Here is a 19,925-nt window from a genome sequence, read left to right on the forward strand (position 1 = left end):
GTCGCCGTTGGCTACACCCCGAGGAGGCGTCTGTGTCCAGCAGTGAACCCGCCGTCGACGATGTGCTCGACACCCCTTTCTTCCTCCGATGGCTCACGGCCGCGGCCGCGGCCGTGAGCCGTGAGGCGGCCCGTCTCACCGACCTGGACTCCGCGATCGGCGACGCCGATCACGGCACCAATATGCAGCGCGGCTTCGCCGCCGTGGCCGAGGCGCTGGAGAAGGAGCCGCCGGGCTCGCCCGGGGCCACGCTCATCCTTGCCGGGCGTCAGCTGATCTCCAAGGTGGGCGGGGCCTCAGGACCGCTGTACGGGACGCTGCTGCGGCGCGCGGGGAAGGCGCTCGGCGACGCCGAGCAGATCACCCCGCAGCAGTTGGCGGACGCGCTGCGGGCCGGGGTGGACGCGGTGGCGCAGCTGGGCGGCGCCGCACCCGGCGACAAGACGATGCTGGACGCGCTGCTCCCCGCCGTGGAGGCGCTGGGCGGGGACGCCGGGTCGTTCGCGGCCGCCAGCGAGGCCGCCGAGAAGGGGGCGCTGGCCACCGTGCCGATGCTGGCCCGCAAGGGCAGGGCCAGCTATCTGGGTGAGCGCAGCGTCGGCCACCAGGACCCGGGCGCCACCTCCTCGGCGCTGATCATCGGCGCGCTGACGGAGGCGGCCCGATGACCGACGAGAGCGGGAAGGTCGGCATAGTCCTGGTGTCGCACAGCGCGGCGGTGGCCGACTCCGTCGCCGAGCTGGCGAAGGCGCTGTCCGGCGGCGGCACGGCGCCGGTCCGCGCCGCGGGCGGCACCCCGGACGGCGGCTTCGGCACCAGCCCGGAGCTGATAGCGGAGGCGGCCCAGGCGGTCGACCGGGGCGCCGGAGTGGCGGTCCTGGTGGACCTGGGCAGCGCGGTCCTGGCCGTCAAGGCGCTGCTGGCCGAGGGCGACGAACTGCCGGACGGCACCCGGCTGGTGGACGCGCCGCTCGTGGAGGGCGCGGTCGCGGCGCTCGTCACGGCCTCCACGGGGGCGGATGTGGGGGCGGTGCTCCAGGCGGCCTCTGAGGCGTACGACTACCGCAAGGTCTGATACCGCCGCGCGCTATCGAACGGGGCTCCGCCGGTGACGGCGGAGCCCCGTTCCCCTTGGATCCTGTTCGATCCGGGCCCCGTTCATTTTTCAACGAACTCTCCGGGTCCATTTTGCGCCACCGCTTATTCCACTGATACTCGGCGCGTACGGGGCGAGTTGCCCGGTTTCGGACCGCTCCGGGCGCGGTGCCAGCATCCCGCCCGCCTCCGTGGTCAAGTGATAGGCGCGATACCAGAACGGGCTTCCGAATCCGTCGATCTTGCGTCTAGACTGCTCGTGTCCGAGTGGGGGGACCGGCGGTACTCATGGGGGAATAAAATGGGCCTAATTGAGCGTGCCCGCGCGCACCCGGCATCCATCGAAGCGATGATGCCGACGCGGCCGCCGCACCGGCTGGGGCCCCTTTGCGGCCCGGCCCGGATTCCATGCGCGGAAATGACCCACCCGCGCCGACCGCACGATTCCCTGGGCGCCTGATCTGCGCGCCCGTCGCGGGCGTTCGAGATACCGACCACCGGGCGGGCGACCGTCGTATCACACGCCTGCCTTCACGGCGCCGTACAGAGCACGGGCGGCAACCATCTTTTCCCTGACAAAGCAAGGGTTTCCGCGTGCCTGTCTTCTTCTCCTTAACTAACGGATTTCGACATTTCGACGTGGAGGAGTCAGTCGCATGACCACACCCACGCTCAGTCCCGGCAGCTTGGACGCGGATACCGTCCGCAAGTCGGTGGACGTCGTACTCGAGGATTTCCTGGCGGCCAAGGCCCGCACCACTCCGCAACACCATCTGCCGTATCTCTCCGGACTGCTGAGGGATTTCCTGTCCGGCGGAAAGCGCATACGGCCACTGCTGTGTGTCACCGGGTGGCAGGCCGTCGGCGGCGGCGAGGACACCGAGCCGGTATTCCGGGTGGCCGCCTGCCTGGAGATGTTCCACGCCTTCGCGCTGATCCACGACGACGTCATGGACGACAGCGACACCCGCCGCGGCCGGCCGACCATCCACCGCATCCTGGCGTCCCTGTGCGCCACCGACCGCCGACCGGATCAGATCGAGCGGTTCGGGGTCAGCGGGGCGGTGCTGCTCGGCGACCTCGCCCTCACCTGGTCCGATGAGCTCCTGCACGCAGCCGGTCTGACGCCCGTTCAGTTCGACGCCGTGCTGCCGCTGCTGTCGGAGATGCGCACCGAGGTGATGCTGGGCCAGTACCTCGATCTGCAGGCCACCGGGGAGCTGACGGACGACGTCGAGGCCACCCTCACGGTCAACCGGTACAAGACCGCCAAGTACACCATCGAGCGTCCGCTGCACGTCGGAGCCGCCATCGCGGGCGCCGACCGGGAGGCCATGGAGGCGTTCACCGCCTACGCCCTGCCGCTCGGCGAGGCGTTCCAGCTCCGCGACGATCTGCTGGGCGTGTACGGCGATCCGGAGTCGACCGGCAAGTCCCAGCTGGACGATCTCCGGGCCGGGAAGAACACCACCCTGATCGCGCTCGCGCTGCGCGGCGCCGACAGCGCCCAGGCGGCGCGGCTGCGCAGCCTCATCGGCAATCCGCTGCTGGACGAGCGGGACGCCGCGACCATTCAGGAGATCTTCGCCGCCACCACCGCCCGCGAGGCCGTGGAGCAGATGATCGACGACCGCCGGACACAGGCCCTGCGGGCCCTGGACGACGCCCCATTCACCGCGGACGCGGTCAACGCACTGAAGCAGATCGCCCGCCTGGCCACTGTGAGGAACTCATGACCGGACTTTCCGCGACCGGGGCCCATGACACCGGCCGGAACAGCGTCCGCCGGTACCTGGAGGAGTGCACCGGCCGCTTCCAGGAGATGTTCGACCGTTATGTCGTCACCCGGCCCACCAAGGTCGAATTGACCGAGGCCGAACTGCGCGAGGTCATCGACGACTGCAACACGGCGGTGGCCCCGCTCGGCAAATCGGTTTCCGATGAGCGCTGGATCTCCTATGTGGGGGTGGTGCTGTGGTCCCAGAGCCCCCGCCATATCAAGGACATGGAGGCGTTCAAGGCCGTCTGCGTCCTGAACTGCGTGACGTTCGTGTGGGACGACATGGATCCCGCACTCCACGACTTCGGACTCTTCCTGCCCCAGCTGCGCAAGATCTGCGAGAAGTACTACAGCCCCGAGGACGCGGAGGTCGCGTACGAGGCGGCACGCGCCTTCGTCACCAGCGACCATATGTTCCGCGACTCGCCCATCAAGGCGGCGCTGTGCACCACATCGCCGGAGCAGTATTTCCGTTTCCGGGTCACCGACATCGGGGTCGACTTCTGGATGAAGATGTCGTATCCGATCTACCGGCATCCGGAGTTCACCGAACACGCCAAGACGAGCCTGGCCGCGCGGATGACCACCCGCGGACTCACCATCGTCAACGACTTCTACTCCTATGACCGCGAGGTCTCCCTGGGCCAGATCACCAACTGTTTCCGGCTCTGCGATGTGAGCGATGAGACGGCGTTCAAGGAGTTCTTCCAGGCCCGGCTCGACGACATGGTCGAGGACATCGAGTGCATCAAGGCGTTCGACCAGCTGACGCAGGACGTCTTCCTCGATCTGATCTACGGCAACTTCGTCTGGACCACCAGCAACAAGCGGTACAAGACAGCCGTCAACGACGTCAACTCCCGCATCCAGTGAGGGAACGGCGACCTGTGACTCCCGCGAAGAGCTCCGCACGGCCGGAGCGCTCCTGGACCACCGGCACGGCACCCGGCTCGGTGCCGCTGCTGGGGCACACCCTCGCGCTCTGGCGCCGTCCGCTCCAGTTCTTGGCTTCCCTGCCCGCCCACGGTGATCTGGTGGAGGTCAGGCTGGGGCCCAGCCGCGCCTATCTGGCCTGCCACCCCGACCTGGTCCGTCAAGTGCTGCTCAACCCCCGGGTGTTCGACAAGGGCGGGGTCTTCGACAAGGCGCGGCAGCTGCTCGGGAACAGCCTCTCGGTCTCCCGGGGCGAGGACCACCGCTATCAGCGGCGGATGATCCAGCCCGCGTTCCACACCCCGAGGATCGCCGCCTACACCGCCGCGGTCGCCGATGACACCCGCGCCGCGATCGGCTCCTGGGAGCCGGGGCGCACCCTGGACATCAGCGACACCATGCACGCCCTGCTGATGCGGGTGGCCGCGCGGACGCTGTTCTCCACCGGGATCGACGAGGCGACGATCGAGGAGGCGCGCCACTGTCTGCGCATCGTCTCCGACGGCATCTACAAGCGCACGATGGCACCTCTGGGGATCATGGAAAAGCTCCCCACCCCGGGCAACCGGCGCTATGACCGGGCCAATGCCCGGCTGCGGCAGATCGTGGACGAGATGATCCGCGAGCGCCGGAACTCCGGCGCCGACCACGGCGATCTGCTCTCCACGCTGCTGCGCGCCGAACACCCGGAGACCGGGAAGGGACTCGACGACGGCGAGGTCCTCGACCAGGTGGTCACCTTCCTGGTGGCCGGGAGCGAGACCACCGCCTCGACCCTCGCCTTCGTCTTCCACCTCCTGGGCGCCCACCCGGAGGTGGAGAAGCGGGTGCACGCCGAGATCGACGAGGTCCTGGAGGGGCGCGACCCCAGCTTCGATGACCTGCCGTCCCTGGAGTACACCCGCGGGGTCATCACCGAGTCGCTGCGGCTGTATCCGCCGTCCTGGATGGCGATGCGGGTCACCGCGGACGAGACCGAACTCGGCGGCCGGACCGTCCCGGCGGGCACGATGATCCTCTACAGCGCCCAGGCGCTGCACCACAATCCCGAACTCTTCTCCGACCCCGAGCGGTTCGACCCCGAGCGCTGGCTCGGCGACCGCGCCAAGGAGGTGGAGCGCGGGGCGCTGCTCCCGTTCGGCGCGGGCAGCCACAAGTGCATCGGGGACGTCCTGGCGCTGACCGAGACCGCCCTCATCGTGGCGACGATCGCGAGCCGGTGGCGGCTCCGCCCGGTGCCCGGGACGGCGTTGCGCCCCGAGCCGAAGGCGACGCTCGAACCCGGCCCGCTGCCCATGGTGTGCGAGCCGCGCTGACGACGTCCGGTCCGGGATCCGCCCGGGCCTGACGACGTCCGGTCCGGGGCCCCGGGCCGGGCGCCCCACACCTTCCGTACCCCACCTCGCGAGTGAAGGACGTCTTCCGCATGAGGACCGCGCAGCAACCGGCGACGCGCCACTGGCGGCACGCCGTCGCCCCCGGCGGACTTCCGCTGGCCGGCCATGCCCTGCACATGGGCCGCAAGCCGCTTCAGTTCCTGGCCTCCCTGCCCGCCCACGGCGATCTGGTCGAGCTCCGGCTGGGGCCCCGGCCCGTCTATCTGCCCTGTCATCCGGAGCTGATCCAGCAGGTGCTGGTGAACGCGCGGGTCTATGACACCGGCGGGCCGGTCAAGGAGAAGGCCAAGCCCATCCTGGGCAACGGACTGATCACCTCCGACTGGGCGGACCACCGGCGGCAGCGCCGACTGGTCCAGCCCGCGTTCCACACCGCCCGGATCGCCACGTACGCCGAGGTGATGGAGCGGGAGTGCGAGGCCGAGTCCACGGCGTGGACGGCGCGCCGCCCCATCGACGTCAGCCATGAGATGCTCGCGCTCACCGCGCGGGTGACGGCCCGTGCGCTCTTCTCGACCGATATGGCGCCGCATGCCGTGGCCGAGATCCAGCACTGTCTGCCCATCGTCGTGGAGGGCGCCTACCGGCAGGCGATCGACCCCACCGGACTGCTGGCCAGGCTGCCGCTCGCGGCGAACCGGCGCTTCGACGACGCGCTCACCCGGCTCAACCAGCTCATCGACCGCATGATCGACGACTACAAGGGATCGGACGACGGCGACCGCGGCGATGTGCTGTCCGCGCTCTTCGCGGCGCAGGACGACGAGACCGGCGGCACGATGTCGGACCAGGAGATCCACGACCAGGTGATGACGCTGCTGCTGGCCGGGATCGAGACCACGGCCTCCGCGCTGACCTGGGCCTGGTTCCTGCTCGGCCGTAACCCCAAGGCCGAGGCCGCGCTGCACGCCGAGGTGGACGGGGTGCTGGGTGGGCGCGCCCCGCGCTACGCCGACATCCCCCGGCTCGCGTACACCCAGCGGGTGTTCAGCGAGGCACTGCGGCTCTTCCCACCCGCGTGGCTGTACACCCGGACCACCACCGAGACCACCGAGCTCGGCGGGCGGCGGCTGCCCCCGGCGTCGGACGTGCTGATCAGCCCGTATGTGCTGCACCGCGATCCGTCGCTCTTCCCCCGCCCGGAGTCCTTCGACCCCGACCGCTGGCTGCCGGAGCGGGCCAAGGAGGTGGCGCGCGGTTCATATCTGCCGTTCGGCGGTGGCAGCCGGAAGTGCATCGGCGATGTCTTCGGCATGACGGAGGCGACGCTCGCCCTGGCCGCGATCGCGGGCCGCTGGCGGATGCGCCCGATGCCGGGGACGAAGATCCGGCCGAGGGCGCAGATGAGCCTCACGGCCGGTCCGCTGCGGATGATCCCGGAACCACGCTGAACACCGTGTCGTACCGGCTCGGCGGACCGCGGTGGATGGCCACCGCGGCCCGCCGGGTGCGGCCGTCCGGGGCAGCCCGTTCGGCCTGGCGTTCCAGGGCGGTCCGTCGCGCCTGGCCGTCTGGAGCGGTCCGTTCTGCCCGGCGTTCCAGGGCGGTCCGTCGAGTGCTTCCGGCCGCGGCGGGTCTCGCCGCGGCCGGGGGCTCAGGCGTCCGGAGCCGAGGTGAAACGTATCGGCAGTCGGTGCAGCCCGCGCAGCATCAGGCTGGGCCGCCAGCTGAGCTCGTCCGGGTCGGCGTCCAGGACCAGATCGGGGCAGCGCTCCAGCAGCGTCCGGAAGGCGATGGCCCCCTCGAGCCGGGCCAGCGGGGCGCCCAGGCAGTGGTGGACGCCGTGTCCGAAGGCGAGGTGGCCGCGCGGGGCGCGCCGGATGTCGAAGCGGTCCGGCTCGGCGAAGCGCCGGGGGTCGCGCGACCCCGCGGCCAGCACGACCGCCACCGGCTCCCCGGCCGGAATGGTCGTGCCCCCGATCCCCACCGGCTCCTTGGTGAAGCGGAACGCGGCGCTCTCCACCGGGCCGTCGTAACGCAGCATCTCCTCGATCGCGCCGTCCAGCAGCGACCAGTCGGCGCGCAGCGCGGCCAGCTGCTCGGGGTGGCGGAGCAGCGCGAGGGTGCCGCTGGAGATCAGGTTCGCGGAGGTCTCGTAGCCCGCGACCAGCAGCACGAACGTCATGCCGAGCATCTCCTCGTCGGAGAGCGCGTCCCCGTCCCCGCCCCCGTCCATGGTGCGGACCAGGGCGCTGAGCAGATCGCCGCCGGGGCTGCGGCGCTTGGCGTCGATGAGCTCCGCGAAGTAGCCCGTCAGAGCCTGGACGGCGGCACCGGCGGCCTCCGGGCGGGTCATGTCGGTGCTCTCGAGGTACCAGTCGTGGAACGCCTTGCGATCGGTCTCCGGCACGCCAAGCAGCTCGCAGATGACGGCCAGGGGCAGCGGCAGCGCGTAGTCCTCGACGAGATCGGCCCGGCCCAGCGGGGCCATCGCGTCCAGGAGTTCATCCGCGATCTGCTGGATGCGGGGGCGCAGGGCCTCGATCCGGGCCGGAGTGAAGGCGCGGGCCACCAGCCCGCGCAGCCGGGTGTGATGCGGCGGGTCGGTCTGCACCATGTTCCGCCCGATGGCATTGCCGCCATCGTCCTGCCACGCGGCCGAGTGACGGACGTCATTGCTCAGCCGGGGGTCGGTCAGCGCGGCGCGGGCCTCCTCGTGGCCGACGACGAGCCAGAACTCACCGGAGGCGTCGGTGCGCACCCGGTGGACCGGGCCGCCCTCCCGCAGACGTGCGTAGACCGGATATGGGTTGACGACGAAATCCGCGCCGAGCACGGACAGATCCTGGGGCATGCGATCCCCTCAGTCGATTGGCGACTTCTTCCCCCGAAGCCAGAACTGGGGTTCGTTCCCCGCTCTAGGGATGATCTTAACACCTAACCGGAGAGATTCCCCCGGTTAGTGTTAGGGTTGCGGGCCATGGGCAGCCGAGTGGAGAAAGAGACACCGTTGCGCCGCGACGCACGGCGCAACCGCGAGATGCTGATAGCTGCCGCCCGGGAGATCTACACGGATCAGGGTGTGGACGCCCCGCTCGACGACATCGCCCGTCGGGCCGGAGTCGGCAGTGCCACCCTCTACCGGCGGTTCGCCGGCCGGGCGGAACTCATCGAGGCGGTGTTCGGCGATTCCCTTCGGGACATCCTGCGGGCCGCCGAGGAGGCCCGCTCCGCGACCGACGCCTGGGCCGGGCTCACAGCCTACCTGGAGCGCATATTCGGGCTGCTCGCCGCCGACCGGGGCACCAACGACCTGATGACCACCGGCATCCAGGGCGTCCCCTCGCTCGATGCGCTCCGTAAGGAGAACCACAAGACTCTCGACGTCCTCCTGGGCCGCGCCCAGACACAGGGCGAGGTCCGTACGGACGTCACCGCGGAGGACCTGCAGTTCATGCTGGCCGCGCTCGGCCGCGCGGTCCCCGCCTCGTCCATGGCCGCGCCGCTGGCCTGGCGCCGTTATCTGGCCCTGCTGCTCGACGGGCTGCGCCCCGAGGGATCCCGTCCGCTCCCGGCCCCCTCGCTCACCCAGGATCAGCTCAACGCCGCCATGCTCCAGCTCGGCAAGCCACGGCGCCCGCGCACGGGACGCGCCGACTAGGGGGCTCCGCGGCGGGCGCGTGTCACCGCCGTGGCAGAGCGTGTCACCACAGTGGCGGGCGGGGCGGGTCACCACAGTGGCCGGGTGAAGTATGTCGCCCGCCTACATATCCGAGCCGAACCGCGCATTTCTACGGTGTGGCAACACAAAGCCGTCCCCGCACCCCGCTCGGAAGTGGTGACCCATGCCCACCCCGGATTCTCCGGCCTCCGCTCCCCCGACCCCGCCCGGGTCGCTGCGCCGTATCGTCGCCGCGAGCCTCATCGGCACCACCATCGAGTGGTACGACTTCTTCCTCTACGGCTCGGCCGCCGCGCTCGTCTTCAACAAGCTCTTCTTCCCGGACTCCGACCCGCTCGTCGGCACGCTGCTGTCGTTCCTGACCTACGCGGTCGGCTTCGCCGCCCGGCCGGTCGGCGCCCTGGTCTTCGGCCACTACGGCGACCGGCTCGGCCGTAAGAAGCTGCTGATCCTGAGTCTGCTGATGATGGGCGGCGCGACGTGCGCCATCGGGCTGCTGCCCACCCACGCCACGGTCGGCTCCGCGGCGCCCATCCTGCTCACCGCGCTGCGTCTGCTCCAGGGGTTCGCGCTGGGCGGCGAATGGGGCGGGGCGGTACTGCTGGTCTCGGAGCACGGGGACGCGCGGCGGCGCGGGTTCTGGGCGTCCTGGCCACAGACCGGCGCCCCCGCGGGGCAACTGCTGGCGACCGGGGTGCTCTCCGCGCTGACGGCCACGCTCTCCGACGACGCCTTCGAGTCATGGGGGTGGCGGGTGCCGTTCCTGCTCTCCGGGGTGCTGGTGCTGGTCGGCTTGTGGATTCGTCTCTCTGTCGATGAATCGCCGGTCTTCAAAGCCGCGCTGGCCCGGGCCGAGGCCCGTAAGGCGGCCGCGGGCGGGGCCGAGGACACCGCCGAGAAGATGCCGCTGGTGGCGGTCCTGCGCGACCACTGGCGGGATGTGCTGATCGCCATGGGCGCGCGGATGGCCGAGAACATCAGCTACTACGTCATCACCGCCTTCGTCCTCGTCTACGCGACCTCCGACCATGTGGGCCTCGGCAAGCAGACCGCGCTCAACGCCGTACTGATCGCCTCGGCCGTCCACTTCGCGGTGATCCCGGCATGGGGCGCGCTGTCGGACCGGATCGGACGCCGCCCGGTGTACCTCCTGGGCGCGGTGGGCGTGGGCGCGTGGGCCTTCCCGTTCTTCCTCCTCATCGACACCGAGGACTTCGCGGCCCTGCTGCTCGCCGTGACGGTCGGGCTGGTCTTCCACGGGGCGATGTACGCGCCCCAGGCGGCCTTCTTCTCCGAGATGTTCGCGACCCGGATGCGGTATTCGGGGGCGTCGATCGGCGCGCAGTTCTCGTCCGTCGCGGCCGGTGCGCCCGCTCCGCTGATCGCCACCGCACTGCTGGCCGACTACGACAGCGCCACGCCGATCGCCCTCTATGTGATCGCGGCGGCCCTGCTCACCCTGGTGGCCGTGGGCGCCGCCAAGGAGACCCGGGACCGCGATCTGGCCGCCGTAGGACCGACCTCGGCCCGCTCCCCCGGGGCGGCGACGGAATCGGCGAAACGCACCGCCCGTTCGGCCTCGCCTCGGTAACCATGGCGGTAGCCCATGGCAGTAGCCCATGGCGGTAGGCCATGGCCGGGGCTCGATGGCTCAATGGTCCATCCACTGCCTAGGCTCAGTGGCTCAGTGGCTCAGCCATCCACGGCCGAGGTCAGGCGGTGCAGCCGCAGGGCGAGCTGGATCTCCAGGGAGCGGGCGGGCGACTGCCAGTCGGGGCCGAGCAGCCGTCCGATCCGCTCCAGCCGCTGCGCCACCGTGTTGACGTGCACGTGGAGGGCGTCCTTCGTACGGGCCGGGCTCATTCCACCGGCGAAGTACGCGTCGAGCGTGCGGATCAGTTCGGTGCCGCGCCGCTCGTCGTAGTCGATGACCGCGCCCACGGTGCGGTGCACGAAGTCCTGGACGCCGGTGCCGTCCGGGGCGCCCTCGCGGGTCCCGGCCAGCAGCAGGCCGAGGAAGCCGAAGTCCTCCGCGGCGGCGCCCTGTCCGGCCCGGCCCAGCACCCGCAGGGCGGCGACACAGCGCCGCGCCTCGGCGTAGCCCGCGGCGACCTCCCCGGGCCGCGCGGCGGGCGCGGGAATGGGCGCGGAGGCGCCCACGGTGACCGCGGCGTGCGCGGCGGTGCCCAGCTGCCGGGCGGTGCGGCGGGCGAGGGCGTCGGCGGTGTCGCCGTCGGCGAGGGGCAGCAGCAAGACGGTGCCGCCGTCGCGGGCGACGGCCAGACCGTGCCGGGTGGCCGCCAGATGGGATGCGGCGGACCACAGCCGCCGACGGCCCGCGGCGTCCTCGGCGGGCGCGCCGCCCGTGCTGGACGTCCTGGAGGTGCTGGAGGTGCAGGACGTGCTTCCGGGACCGCCGCCGTGCGTGGCGCCGTTCGCGGTGGCGGGGCCGGTGGCGGGTGTGCCGGGGCCCGGGGCCTCGATGCCCGCCGCGAGCACCACATGGGGCGTGTCCAGGTCCGCCTGGAGCCGCGCGGCGCGCTCGCGCAGCAGCCGGGGCTCGCGGTCGGGGGCGTCGAGGAGGTCGTCCAGGAGCTCGCCGCGCACCCGCTGTTCGGCCTCGCCCGCGGAGCGGCGGGCGAGCTGGAGCAGCGAGGTGACCATCGCGGCGCGCTCCAGGGTGCGCTGGTCCACGGGGTCGAGCCGGGGGTGGCCGCGCAGTACGAGCGCGCCGAGCAGTTCGCCGCCCGCTGAGACCGCGGCGACCCAGTCCTCCTCGCCGTCGCGCACCGCGTGGCCGTCGGCCCGGGAGCGGTCGACGGCCCCCGCGGGCGCCTCGTCGGCCTCGAGGAACTCCACGGAGCCGCTGAGCACCTCGGCCACGGCGTTGGCCACGTCCTGGACCCCGCCACCGCGCAGCACCAGCTCGGTGAGCCGGTCGTGGACGTCGGAGGCACGCTCGATGACCCGGCTGCGGTCCCGGATGATCTCGTTGGCGGCCTCCAGCTCGGCGAGCGCCGTACGGGTCTCGGCGAGCAGATGGGCGGTGTCGATGGCCACGGCCGCGTGGGCGGCGAACGAGCTGACCAGCGCGATCTGCTCGCGTTCGAACACCCTGGCCCGGCGGTCGGCCGCGAACAGCACGCCGATGACACCGCTGCCGAGCAGCAGCGGTACCCCGAGGATGGCGACGAGACCCTCGTCCCTGACGGCCGCGTCGATGGCATGGGTGTGCTGGAACCGGGGGTCGTGGAAGTAGCTCTCGGTCACGTAAGGGCGGGCGGTCTGGGCCACCAGACCGCCAAGCCCCTCCCCCATGCCGAGCCGCAGCTGCTGGAAGCGGGCCGAGACCGAACCGTCTGTGACCCTCATATAGGTGTCACCGGCGGTCGGGTCGTTGAGCGTCAGATAGGCCACCTCGGTGCCCAGCAGGGAGCGGGCGCGCTGCACGATGGCCTGGAGCACCGCGTCCAGGTCGCGCAGACCCGCCAGGTCGTGGGCGGTCTCGAAGAGCGCGGACAGCTCGGCCTCACGGCGCCTTCGCCCCTCCAGCTCACCGCGCACCCGCAGGGCGAGCAGCTTGGCGCGCTCCAGGGCCGCCAGCCGGTCGGCCGGGGCCTTGTCGGCGCGGGCGCGCAGCATCGGGCGCTCGTACGCCTCGGCGGGCGCGCCTCGTGCGAGCAGTTCCAGGTAGGGGTTCTCCGGCCGGTCGTCGGGCATGAACACAGGCATACTCCGGCCGGTCGTGACGGCGCCAGCCGTAAGGCGTCCCGGTGCCTCGTCGGCGGGGCGGCCGGGCAGTAGGCGGTCCGGTGGCTGAGCCAATGAGCCACTATCCGTCGATGGCCGATCCAATCGCCCACCGTCTGGAGATGGCTCAGCCAATGAGCCGCCGTCCGGAGGTGGCTCAGCCAATCGACCACCGTCCCCCAATGGCTCAGCCAATCGACCATTGTCCCCCGATGGCTCAGCCAATCCGCCTTCATCGTCCCGTGGCTGAGCCAATCGGCAACCAAGGGCCGGTGGCCGATCCGGTGGCCGATCCGATGGGCCGCTCAGTGGGCGGTCCATCCGCCGTCCATGCTGAGCGAGGTCCCGGTGATGAAGGACGCGTGCGGACCGCAGAGGTACGCCATGGCCTCGGCGACCTCCTCGGGCTCGACCAGCCGCTTGACCGCCGCGTCGGCCAGCAGCACCTCGGCGACCACCCGCTCCGGTGAGATCCGGTGAGCCTCGGCCTGGTCGGCGATCTGCCGCTCGACGAGCGGGGTGCGCACATAGCCGGGGTTGACGCAGTTGGACGTCACCCCGTGCTCCGCGCCCTCTAGCGCGGCGACCTTGGAGAGTCCTTCCAGACCGTGCTTGGCGGCCACATAGGCCGACTTGTACGGGGAGGCGCGCAGGCCGTGTACCGAGGAGATGTTCACGATCCGGCCCCAGCCCTGGGCGTACATGTGCGGCAGCGCGCCGCGCACCAGCCGGAAGGGGGCCTCGAGCATCACGGTGAGCACCCGGGAGAAGACCTCGGGCGGAAAGTCCTCGATGGGCCGGACGAGTTGGAGCCCGGCGTTGTTGACCAGGATGTCGGTGCCCGCGGCGGCCCGCTCGGCGGCGTCGAGGTCGGTGAGGTCCAGGGGGTGGGCCTCGACCGGGCCGGGCAGCCCGGAGGCCGCGGCGACGAGGCCGGTGAGGCCGTCGGCGTCCAGATCGACGGCCCGCACCCGCGCCCCGGCGGTGGCCAGCCGCAGCGTGCAGGCCCGGCCGATGCCCCCGGCTGCGCCCGTGACGAGTGCGGTACGGCCGGAGAGATCGAGGCCGCCGGACGGCCGTGGGTCCGGGCCCGGTGTGGTGGACGCGCTCATGAGGGGCACATTAGGCGGCCGTCGGCCCCGGACCGATGTGGGGGCGGCACATACCTCACTCCTCGACGATGGGCTCGAACCATGTCGGCCCGTCCTCGATGGCCTGCTTGATCCGGGAGAGGGAGAAGTCCTCCATCTCGGGCAGCGCGTCGAGCGGGAACCAGCCGACGTCCAGCGACTCGTCGTCGTTCACCCGCGCCTCGCCACCGACCGCGCGGCAGCGGAAGCAGACGTCCACGAACTGGCACTTGTCGTGGTTGGGGTAGGTGACCGGCGCCAGGGTCCGCACGAGCACGATGCGTTCGGGGACGCAGCGCACCGCGGTCTCCTCCTCGACCTCGCGGACCACCGCCGTGGCCGGCTGCTCACCGGGTTCGGGGATGCCGCAGATGATGGTCCACCGGCCGTTGTCGGCCCGGCGGCCCAGCAGCACCCGGTCCTGGTCGTCGAAGACCACGGCGCTCACGCCGGGCAGATAGAGCAGTTCATGACCGATGGAGGCCCTGAGGTCACGGATGAAGTCGGGGGTCGCCATGGGCCGAGGGTATCGGGCGGTGACGGGGGCGTGCGCGGCGGCCGTACGGCGCCCCGCACGGCGGGCGTTTCACCACCGACTCAACGTTTCTGCGCACCATATACACATTCCTTATGACAAGCGCTACGATTTCGGGTGTCATGGCTCGCGCGACGGCCGTAAGGGCGTCGACGCGGTGCCCGTCACGACGGGGGGTCGGCGGGATGACGTCATCAGTGGTGGAGCCTGTCGTGCGGGACCACGGCAGACCGGCCGACGGCTGGGCCAGCGCGTCCGATATCGCGGGGGTTCTGATCCTGGCCGGTTGCGCCGTCTGGGCGCTGATCGCGGCCATGGGGCGACCGGCCCGCCCCGAGGGAGTCCTGCTGGCGGTGTTAGCGGTGGCCGCCGGGTACGCCTGCGGCCGGATCGCCGGATCGCTGCTGCCGGTCGCCGGGGCGGCGGCGGCCGGGCTCGCGGGGTTCGGCCTGGCCTGCACCTCGCCGTACGGCCTCACCGGCCATGCGGGGCCGGGCGCGGCTCAGCTCACCCTGGCCACGGGCGCGGTCTGCTGCGCGGCCTGGGCCGCCCCGCGGGTCCTCCGCGCGACCCGGCCCGCCCCGTGGATCCTCCGCCCGGCGCTATGGCTGCTGGCCGCGGCGATCACGCTGACGGCGGCGCTGGGAGGCTCGGCGGTCGGCTCGGTGGCGAGCGGCGCCGTCCTGGTGTGCTCGCTCCTCGCCGCCCGGCCACGGCGGCGGCTGCCCGCGCTCGCCGCGTGTGCGCTGATCGCGGCGGTCGCGGTCGGCGGCACCTGGGCGGTGGCCAAGGGCTCGGTCCCGGGCGGGCTGTCGCCCGCCCTGAGCGTCCACCTCACCGAGCACCGGATCCGGCTGTGGCAGGACGCCGCCCGTATCGAGGAGACGGATCCGCTGCGCGGTGCCGGCCCGGACCGCTTCGGCGAGCTGAGCCCCGCGGTGGCCCAGCCGCTCGGCCCTGAGGCCAAGCCGCATTCGGCGCCGCTGCAGCAGGCCGCCGGTCAGGGGCTGCCGGGGGTGGCCCTGCTGGGTGCGGCCTTCGGCTGGATGCTCCACGCCCTGTGGCGCTCCCCGCGCGCCACTCCCGTCGTCCTTACGGCTGCCGTGACCCTCACGGCCCTGGCCGTCGAGTCCTGTCTGGGCAACGCCCTCAGCTTCGCCCAGATCACCGCGGGAGCGGGCCTCCTCGCCGGGCTGGCGACAGCCCGCCGCCTGGACGACGGCCCCGGAGCGGCGCCATGAGCGGGCGCCGGAGGCACCGAAAGGGAACGCATCCCCCGAAAGAGGGGAACGGGCGTCGGCTAGACCTGGGAGGTGCGGGCCGCGATCAGCCGCAGCCGGTAGCGGATGACCCTGACCGCCGCCTCCGCGTCGTCCACCGTGACCGTGAAGACGCGGCCGTCCCCGAGGCGGACCACCACGCCCTCGCCCCGGCGCACCACCACCGCCGTGCCCTTCTCGGGGCGCCAGCGGTAGCCCCAGCCGCCCCACTGGCAGGGGGTGACCTTACGGGCCACATCGGCGTGGACCACGTCGCTGAGCGGGATGCGGCGGCGTGGGAGCCCCATATGGCCGCATCGGATCTCCAGCACCTCGTCGTCGACGCGTACCGCCACATGGACGAAGGCGAGGGTGCCGAAGAGCATCAGCAGCCCGGCGGCGACACAGCCGATGACGGCCATCAGCAGCGGGGCGATGCCCGAGCCCCAGGGCGAGTCGACGGCGAGGTCGACACCGAGCGCCAGGCACGCGGCGCCCGCCGCGGCCAGCAGCCACTGCACACGATTGTGGGCGCGTCCGGTCCAGACCGCGGGCGGCTGCCCGTGGGGCTCTCCGTGGTCGTGGTGCCTCATGGTTGGCAGCGTACTCACCTTCCGGCACCACGGCAGCGGGGCGGGTGAATCCGCTGGTGAGGAGCGTTTTGGTCAGCTCGCCGCACGAGCCACCGCTGTCAAGCGCGCGTCGGGCACCCCCGTCAGGCTCGGGTCGAACGCCCCTGTCAGGCGCGCGTCGGGGCGACGGGTGCCAGCAGCACGCCTTCGGCGTAGGTCAGGGCGACCTCGGGTAGGGCGGCCTCGCGCCCGCCGAGGATGACGGTCAGAGCGCCCGGGGTGACCGGGCCGTCCGGCGGGAACGGGTCGGCGCCGATGCGGCGCAGGGCCTGGGCGGCGACGGCCCCGGCCGAGCCGTGGAGGACGATCGGCGGCGCGTCCGGCTGCTGTACGGCGGCCCGGATGCGGTCGGCGACGAGTTCGTAATGGGTGCAGCCCAGGACGACGGTCGTGACATCGCGCGGGGTGCGGGCCGCCGCGGCGGCCACCGCGGCGTCGATCCCCTCGTCGTCGGCGTGCTGCACCGCGTCCGCGAGCCCGGGGCACGGCACCTCGGTCACCTCGACGCCGTCCGCGAAGTCATGGATCAGTCCGCGCTGGTACGGGCTGCCGGTGGTGGCCGGGGTGGCCCAGATCGCGATCGGCCCGCCTCCGGCCGCCGCGGGCTTGATGGCGGGCACGGTGCCGATGACCGGCAGCGCGGGCTCCAGCTCGGCGCGCAGCGCGGGCAGGGCGTGGACGGAGGCGGTGTTGCAGGCGACGATCAGCGCGGCGGGGCGGTGCGCGGCGGCGGCCCGGGCGCAGCCCAGGGCCAGCTCGGTGACGCCCTCGGGGGTGCGCGGTCCCCACGGCATGGTGGTGGGGTCGGAGGAGAGGACGAGATCGGCGTCCGGTCGGAGTCGGCGCATCGCGGCGGCGGCGGGCAACAGCCCGATTCCGGAGTCCATCAGCGCGATCTTCACCCGGTCACTTTAATGGATCGGTCGGTTGCGCCCGACGACCGGGCGCGCCTTCGGGCAGACTTCGGCGGGTGAGCGCGCTGATGTGGATCGCCGCCGGGTCGTTGGCCGCATGGCTGTGGCTGCTGCTGGGCCAGGGCTTCTTCTGGCGTACGGACGTGACGCTGCCCAGGACCGGCCCGGGTGGCTCGGGGCCGCCGGAGCCGGACGGGTTCGGGCCGCCGGAGCCCGCGGGGTGGCCCTCGGTGGCCGTCGTGGTGCCCGCGCGGGACGAGTCCGCGGTCCTTCCGGCCAGCCTGCCCTCGCTGCTCGCCCAGGACTATCCGGGCCCGGCGGAGATCTTCCTGATCGACGACGGCAGCTCGGACGGCACCGGAAAGCTGGCCCGTGAACTGGCCGACGAGCACGGCGGGCTGCCGCTGACCATCGACTCCCCCGGCGAACCCGGCCCCGGCTGGACCGGCAAGCTGTGGGCGGTGCGGCACGGCATGGCGCTCGCCACGACCCGCCTCGCGGCGGACCGTGGGGACACCGGCGGTGCGGACCGTAAGGACGCGGACGGCCGGGACGCGGACCGTAGGGAGGACAGCCGGGACGCGGACCGTAAGGACGACGGCAAGGAAGCGGAAACGGACCCTGCGGACCGTAAGGACGACGGCGGCGTGGACTATCTGCTACTGACGGACGCGGACATCGCCCATGAGCCGGACTCCCTGCGGGAGTTGGTGCGCGCGGCCGAGGCGAACGGGCTGGATCTGGTCTCCCAGATGGCGAGGCTGCGGGTGGTGACCTACTGGGAGCGGCTGATCGTGCCCGCCTTTGTCTACTTCTTCGCGCAGCTGTACCCCTTCCGCTGGGTCAACCGGCCCCGGGGGCGCACCGCGGCGGCCGCGGGCGGCTGTGTGCTGCTGCGCCGGGAGGCCGCCGAGCGGGCCGGGGTCCCGGAGGCGATCCGGCAGGCGGTCATCGACGACGTGGCGCTGGCCCGCACGGTGAAACGGTCCGGCGGACGGATCTGGCTGGGGCTTGCCGACCGGGTCGACAGCGTGCGGCCGTATCCGCGGCTGGGCGAGCTGTGGCGGATGGTCTCGCGCAGCGCGTACACCCAGCTGCGGCACAATCCGCTGCTGTTGCTGATGACGGTCGCGGGGCTGGTGGCGGTGTATCTCGTGCCGCCCGCGGCCGTGGTCGCCGGGGTGGTGACGGGGCGTCCCGCGCCGCTGGCGACGGGCGCCGCCGCCTGGGCGCTGATGGCGGGCAGCTACATCCCGATGCTTCGCTACTACCGGCAGACGCTGTGGCTGGCGCCGCTGCTGCCCCTGACGGCCCTTCTCTACCTCCTGATGACCGTGGACTCGGCGGTGCGGCACCACTTCGGGCAGGGCGCGGCCTGGAAGGGGCGCACCTACGCCCGCCCCAGCGCCGCGCCCTGACGGCCGCGCCCCGTGCACCGGGGTTTCACTTGCGGCCGGGGGTCCAGTTCATGCCCCAGCCGTAGGCGTGGTCGAGGGTGCGCTGCGGGCTGGTGCCGCGCTGCGGCACCAGGTAGCGGGCCTCGCGCTGTACGACGAGCTCGCCGCCGGTGTTGGTGATGAGCGCGAGCGCGCAGACCGGGGACGGGACGGTGCACTCGTCGAGCGAGAAGTCGATCGGGGCGCCGAACTGCGGCTGCAGGGTGACCGTGGCGTGGAGGTTGGCGAAGCTGCGGGCGCCCTCGTAGATGGTCACGAAGACCAGGATCCGGCGGAACAGCTTCTGGTGGTCGAGGTTGATGGTGAGGTTCTCACCATCCGCCCGAGCACCGGTCCGGTCGTCGGCGTCGAGGTGGATGAAGGGCGGCTGGTGCAGCGAGCCGAAGGAGTTGCCGAGCGCCTGGACCACGCCCTTGCTGCCGTCGGCGAGTTCGAACAGCGCCCCCAGGTCGAGATCGAGGTCGCTGTGCGTGGCCATGGCCCGGCCCAGCTTGGAGGCCCACCCGGAGAACTGCTTGTGCACCTGCCAGTTGAGGTTGATCCGCATGGTGCCGGAGGTGCCGCCCTGCTTGGTGAGCGAGACCGAGGGCGCCTCCTTCGTCAGGGTGACCTTGCTGAGGCTCACCGGCGCCTGGGCGGGCGCGGGGACTGGGGCGGCCGGTGCGGTGGGCGGTGGCGGCGGCAGGGGCGTGGAGACGGCGGTGGGCGTCGGGGGCGGGTACGCCCCGGCGGGCGGGCCGGACGGCGGTGCGGGGGCGACGGGCGGCGCGGGGGCCGCGTAGGGGTTCTGCGCCGCGTACGGGTTCTGCCCGGGGTTCGGCGGAGCCGCGGGGGCGGGGGCCGGGGCGGCGGGCCGAGCGGGCGTCTGCTGGGGTTCGTCGACCGAGATGCCGAAGTCCGTGGCGAGCCCTGCGAGACCGCTCTGGTACCCCTGCCCCACCGCGCGGAACTTCCAGGCGCCCTGTCTGCGGTACAACTCGCCGAGAACGAAGGCGGTCTCGACCGTGGCGTCCTCGCTGTCGAAGCGGGCGATCTCCGCGCCACCGGCCGCGTTCAGCACCCGGATGTGCAGACCGGGGACCCGGCCGAACGTTCCGCCGTCGGCCGAGGCCGCGAGGACCACGGTCTCGACGGCGGGCTCGACCCGGTCGAGGTCCACCGACAGGGTGTCGACCACGGTGTCGCCCGCGGTCCGCTTCCCCTCGTGGCGCACCGCGCCGGAGGAGTGCACCGCCTGGTTGTAGAACACGAAGTCCCCGTCGGACCTGACCTTTCCGGACACCAGCAGCAGCGCCGAGGCGTCCACGTCCGGCACTCCCGGTCCGGCGCGCCAGCCGACCTCGATCCGTACCGCGTCAGCCGGTACTGGCGTGTTACCGCCCTTGCGCATCGCCATTTCCGTCCCCCTGCCTTTCTGTTCG

17 protein-coding genes are annotated in these 19,925 nt (G+C 72.2%); 10 read left to right on the forward strand and 7 right to left on the reverse strand.

The window, feature by feature from the left end; translation table 11 throughout:
* Positions 1 to 32: 32 nt before the first annotated feature.
* The 6 genes from dhaL to VT50_RS22535 all read left to right on the forward strand — a co-directional run bounded on the left by dhaL (position 33) and on the right by VT50_RS22535 (position 6,596).
* Positions 33 to 668, forward strand: coding sequence for a dihydroxyacetone kinase subunit DhaL (gene dhaL / locus VT50_RS22510; protein WP_046086581.1), 636 nt, complete (start codon positions 33 to 35; stop codon positions 666 to 668).
* Positions 665 to 1,075, forward strand: a complete 411-nt coding sequence (gene dhaM / locus VT50_RS22515) for a dihydroxyacetone kinase phosphoryl donor subunit DhaM (RefSeq protein WP_046086580.1) — start codon at positions 665 to 667, stop codon at positions 1,073 to 1,075. The genes dhaL and dhaM overlap by 4 nt, the downstream gene beginning before the upstream one ends.
* A 676-nt stretch (positions 1,076 to 1,751) precedes the next feature.
* Positions 1,752 to 2,831: a polyprenyl synthetase family protein gene (locus VT50_RS22520; protein ID WP_046086579.1), complete on the forward strand. Its 1,080-nt coding sequence runs from the start codon at positions 1,752 to 1,754 to the stop codon at positions 2,829 to 2,831.
* The gene (locus tag VT50_RS22525) at positions 2,828 to 3,748 is read left to right on the forward strand and encodes a terpene synthase family protein (protein ID WP_046086578.1); all 921 of its coding nucleotides are present in this window, start codon (positions 2,828 to 2,830) and stop codon (positions 3,746 to 3,748) included. The genes VT50_RS22520 and VT50_RS22525 overlap by 4 nt, the downstream gene beginning before the upstream one ends.
* 14 nt (positions 3,749 to 3,762) lie before the next feature.
* The gene (locus VT50_RS22530; RefSeq protein ID WP_046086577.1) at positions 3,763 to 5,124 is read left to right on the forward strand and encodes a cytochrome P450; all 1,362 of its coding nucleotides are present in this window, start codon (positions 3,763 to 3,765) and stop codon (positions 5,122 to 5,124) included.
* A 110-nt stretch (positions 5,125 to 5,234) separates the two neighbouring features.
* A complete protein-coding gene (locus VT50_RS22535; protein ID WP_046086576.1) occupies positions 5,235 to 6,596 on the forward strand; it encodes a cytochrome P450 in 1,362 nt (453 codons plus the stop codon).
* Between the two features lie 203 nt (positions 6,597 to 6,799).
* Here VT50_RS22535 and VT50_RS22540 read toward each other — a convergent pair whose 3' ends face one another.
* Complete coding sequence (locus VT50_RS22540; protein ID WP_046090014.1) at positions 6,800 to 7,999, reverse strand: cytochrome P450 family protein; 1,200 nt, start codon at positions 7,997 to 7,999, stop codon at positions 6,800 to 6,802.
* A gap of 126 nt (positions 8,000 to 8,125) precedes the next feature.
* On the opposite strand from VT50_RS22540, the gene VT50_RS22545 reads away from it, so the two are divergent.
* Both VT50_RS22545 and VT50_RS22550 read left to right on the forward strand, forming a co-directional pair.
* Complete coding sequence (locus tag VT50_RS22545; RefSeq protein ID WP_046090015.1) at positions 8,126 to 8,806, forward strand: TetR/AcrR family transcriptional regulator; 681 nt, start codon at positions 8,126 to 8,128, stop codon at positions 8,804 to 8,806.
* A 184-nt stretch (positions 8,807 to 8,990) separates the two neighbouring features.
* The gene (locus tag VT50_RS22550) at positions 8,991 to 10,418 is read left to right on the forward strand and encodes an MFS transporter (RefSeq protein WP_046090016.1); all 1,428 of its coding nucleotides are present in this window, start codon (positions 8,991 to 8,993) and stop codon (positions 10,416 to 10,418) included.
* Positions 10,419 to 10,519: 101 nt separating this feature from the next.
* Here the strand turns inward: VT50_RS22550 and VT50_RS22555 are convergent, their stop codons facing one another.
* The 3 genes from VT50_RS22555 to VT50_RS22565 all read right to left on the reverse strand — a co-directional run bounded on the left by VT50_RS22555 (position 10,520) and on the right by VT50_RS22565 (position 14,224).
* Positions 10,520 to 12,559, reverse strand: coding sequence for a helix-turn-helix domain-containing protein (locus tag VT50_RS22555; RefSeq protein ID WP_046090017.1), 2,040 nt, complete (start codon positions 12,557 to 12,559; stop codon positions 10,520 to 10,522).
* A 323-nt stretch (positions 12,560 to 12,882) separates the two neighbouring features.
* Positions 12,883 to 13,689 (reverse strand): 3-hydroxybutyrate dehydrogenase, encoded by an 807-nt coding sequence (locus tag VT50_RS22560; protein WP_046090018.1) that lies wholly within the window; start codon positions 13,687 to 13,689, stop codon positions 12,883 to 12,885.
* Between the two features lie 55 nt (positions 13,690 to 13,744).
* The gene (locus VT50_RS22565; RefSeq protein ID WP_046090019.1) at positions 13,745 to 14,224 is read right to left on the reverse strand and encodes an NUDIX hydrolase; all 480 of its coding nucleotides are present in this window, start codon (positions 14,222 to 14,224) and stop codon (positions 13,745 to 13,747) included.
* A 215-nt stretch (positions 14,225 to 14,439) separates the two neighbouring features.
* Between VT50_RS22565 and VT50_RS22570 the strand changes: the two genes are divergently transcribed.
* On the forward strand, positions 14,440 to 15,483 hold the full coding sequence (locus VT50_RS22570; RefSeq protein WP_476714381.1) for an O-antigen ligase family protein: 1,044 nt from the start codon (positions 14,440 to 14,442) through the stop codon (positions 15,481 to 15,483).
* Positions 15,484 to 15,542: 59 nt separating this feature from the next.
* Here VT50_RS22570 and VT50_RS22575 read toward each other — a convergent pair whose 3' ends face one another.
* On the reverse strand, positions 15,543 to 16,094 hold the full coding sequence (locus VT50_RS22575; RefSeq protein WP_046090021.1) for a hypothetical protein: 552 nt from the start codon (positions 16,092 to 16,094) through the stop codon (positions 15,543 to 15,545).
* A 146-nt stretch (positions 16,095 to 16,240) separates the two neighbouring features.
* Positions 16,241 to 17,035: a glutamate racemase gene (locus VT50_RS22580; protein WP_046090022.1), complete on the reverse strand. Its 795-nt coding sequence runs from the start codon at positions 17,033 to 17,035 to the stop codon at positions 16,241 to 16,243.
* Positions 17,036 to 17,115: 80 nt separating this feature from the next.
* Here VT50_RS22580 and VT50_RS22585 point away from each other — a divergent pair, with 80 nt between their 5' ends.
* On the forward strand, positions 17,116 to 18,465 hold the full coding sequence (locus VT50_RS22585; protein ID WP_063893279.1) for a glycosyltransferase: 1,350 nt from the start codon (positions 17,116 to 17,118) through the stop codon (positions 18,463 to 18,465).
* Between the two features lie 25 nt (positions 18,466 to 18,490).
* On the opposite strand, the gene VT50_RS22590 is transcribed toward VT50_RS22585, so the two are convergent.
* Entirely contained in the window at positions 18,491 to 19,894 is a 1,404-nt protein-coding gene (locus VT50_RS22590; protein ID WP_079343872.1) for a TerD family protein, read from the reverse strand.
* Positions 19,895 to 19,925 lie beyond the last annotated feature (31 nt).

Origin of the sequence: Streptomyces antioxidans, assembly GCF_000968685.2 — a bacterium.
GTDB lineage: Bacteria > Actinomycetota > Actinomycetes > Streptomycetales > Streptomycetaceae > Streptomyces > Streptomyces antioxidans.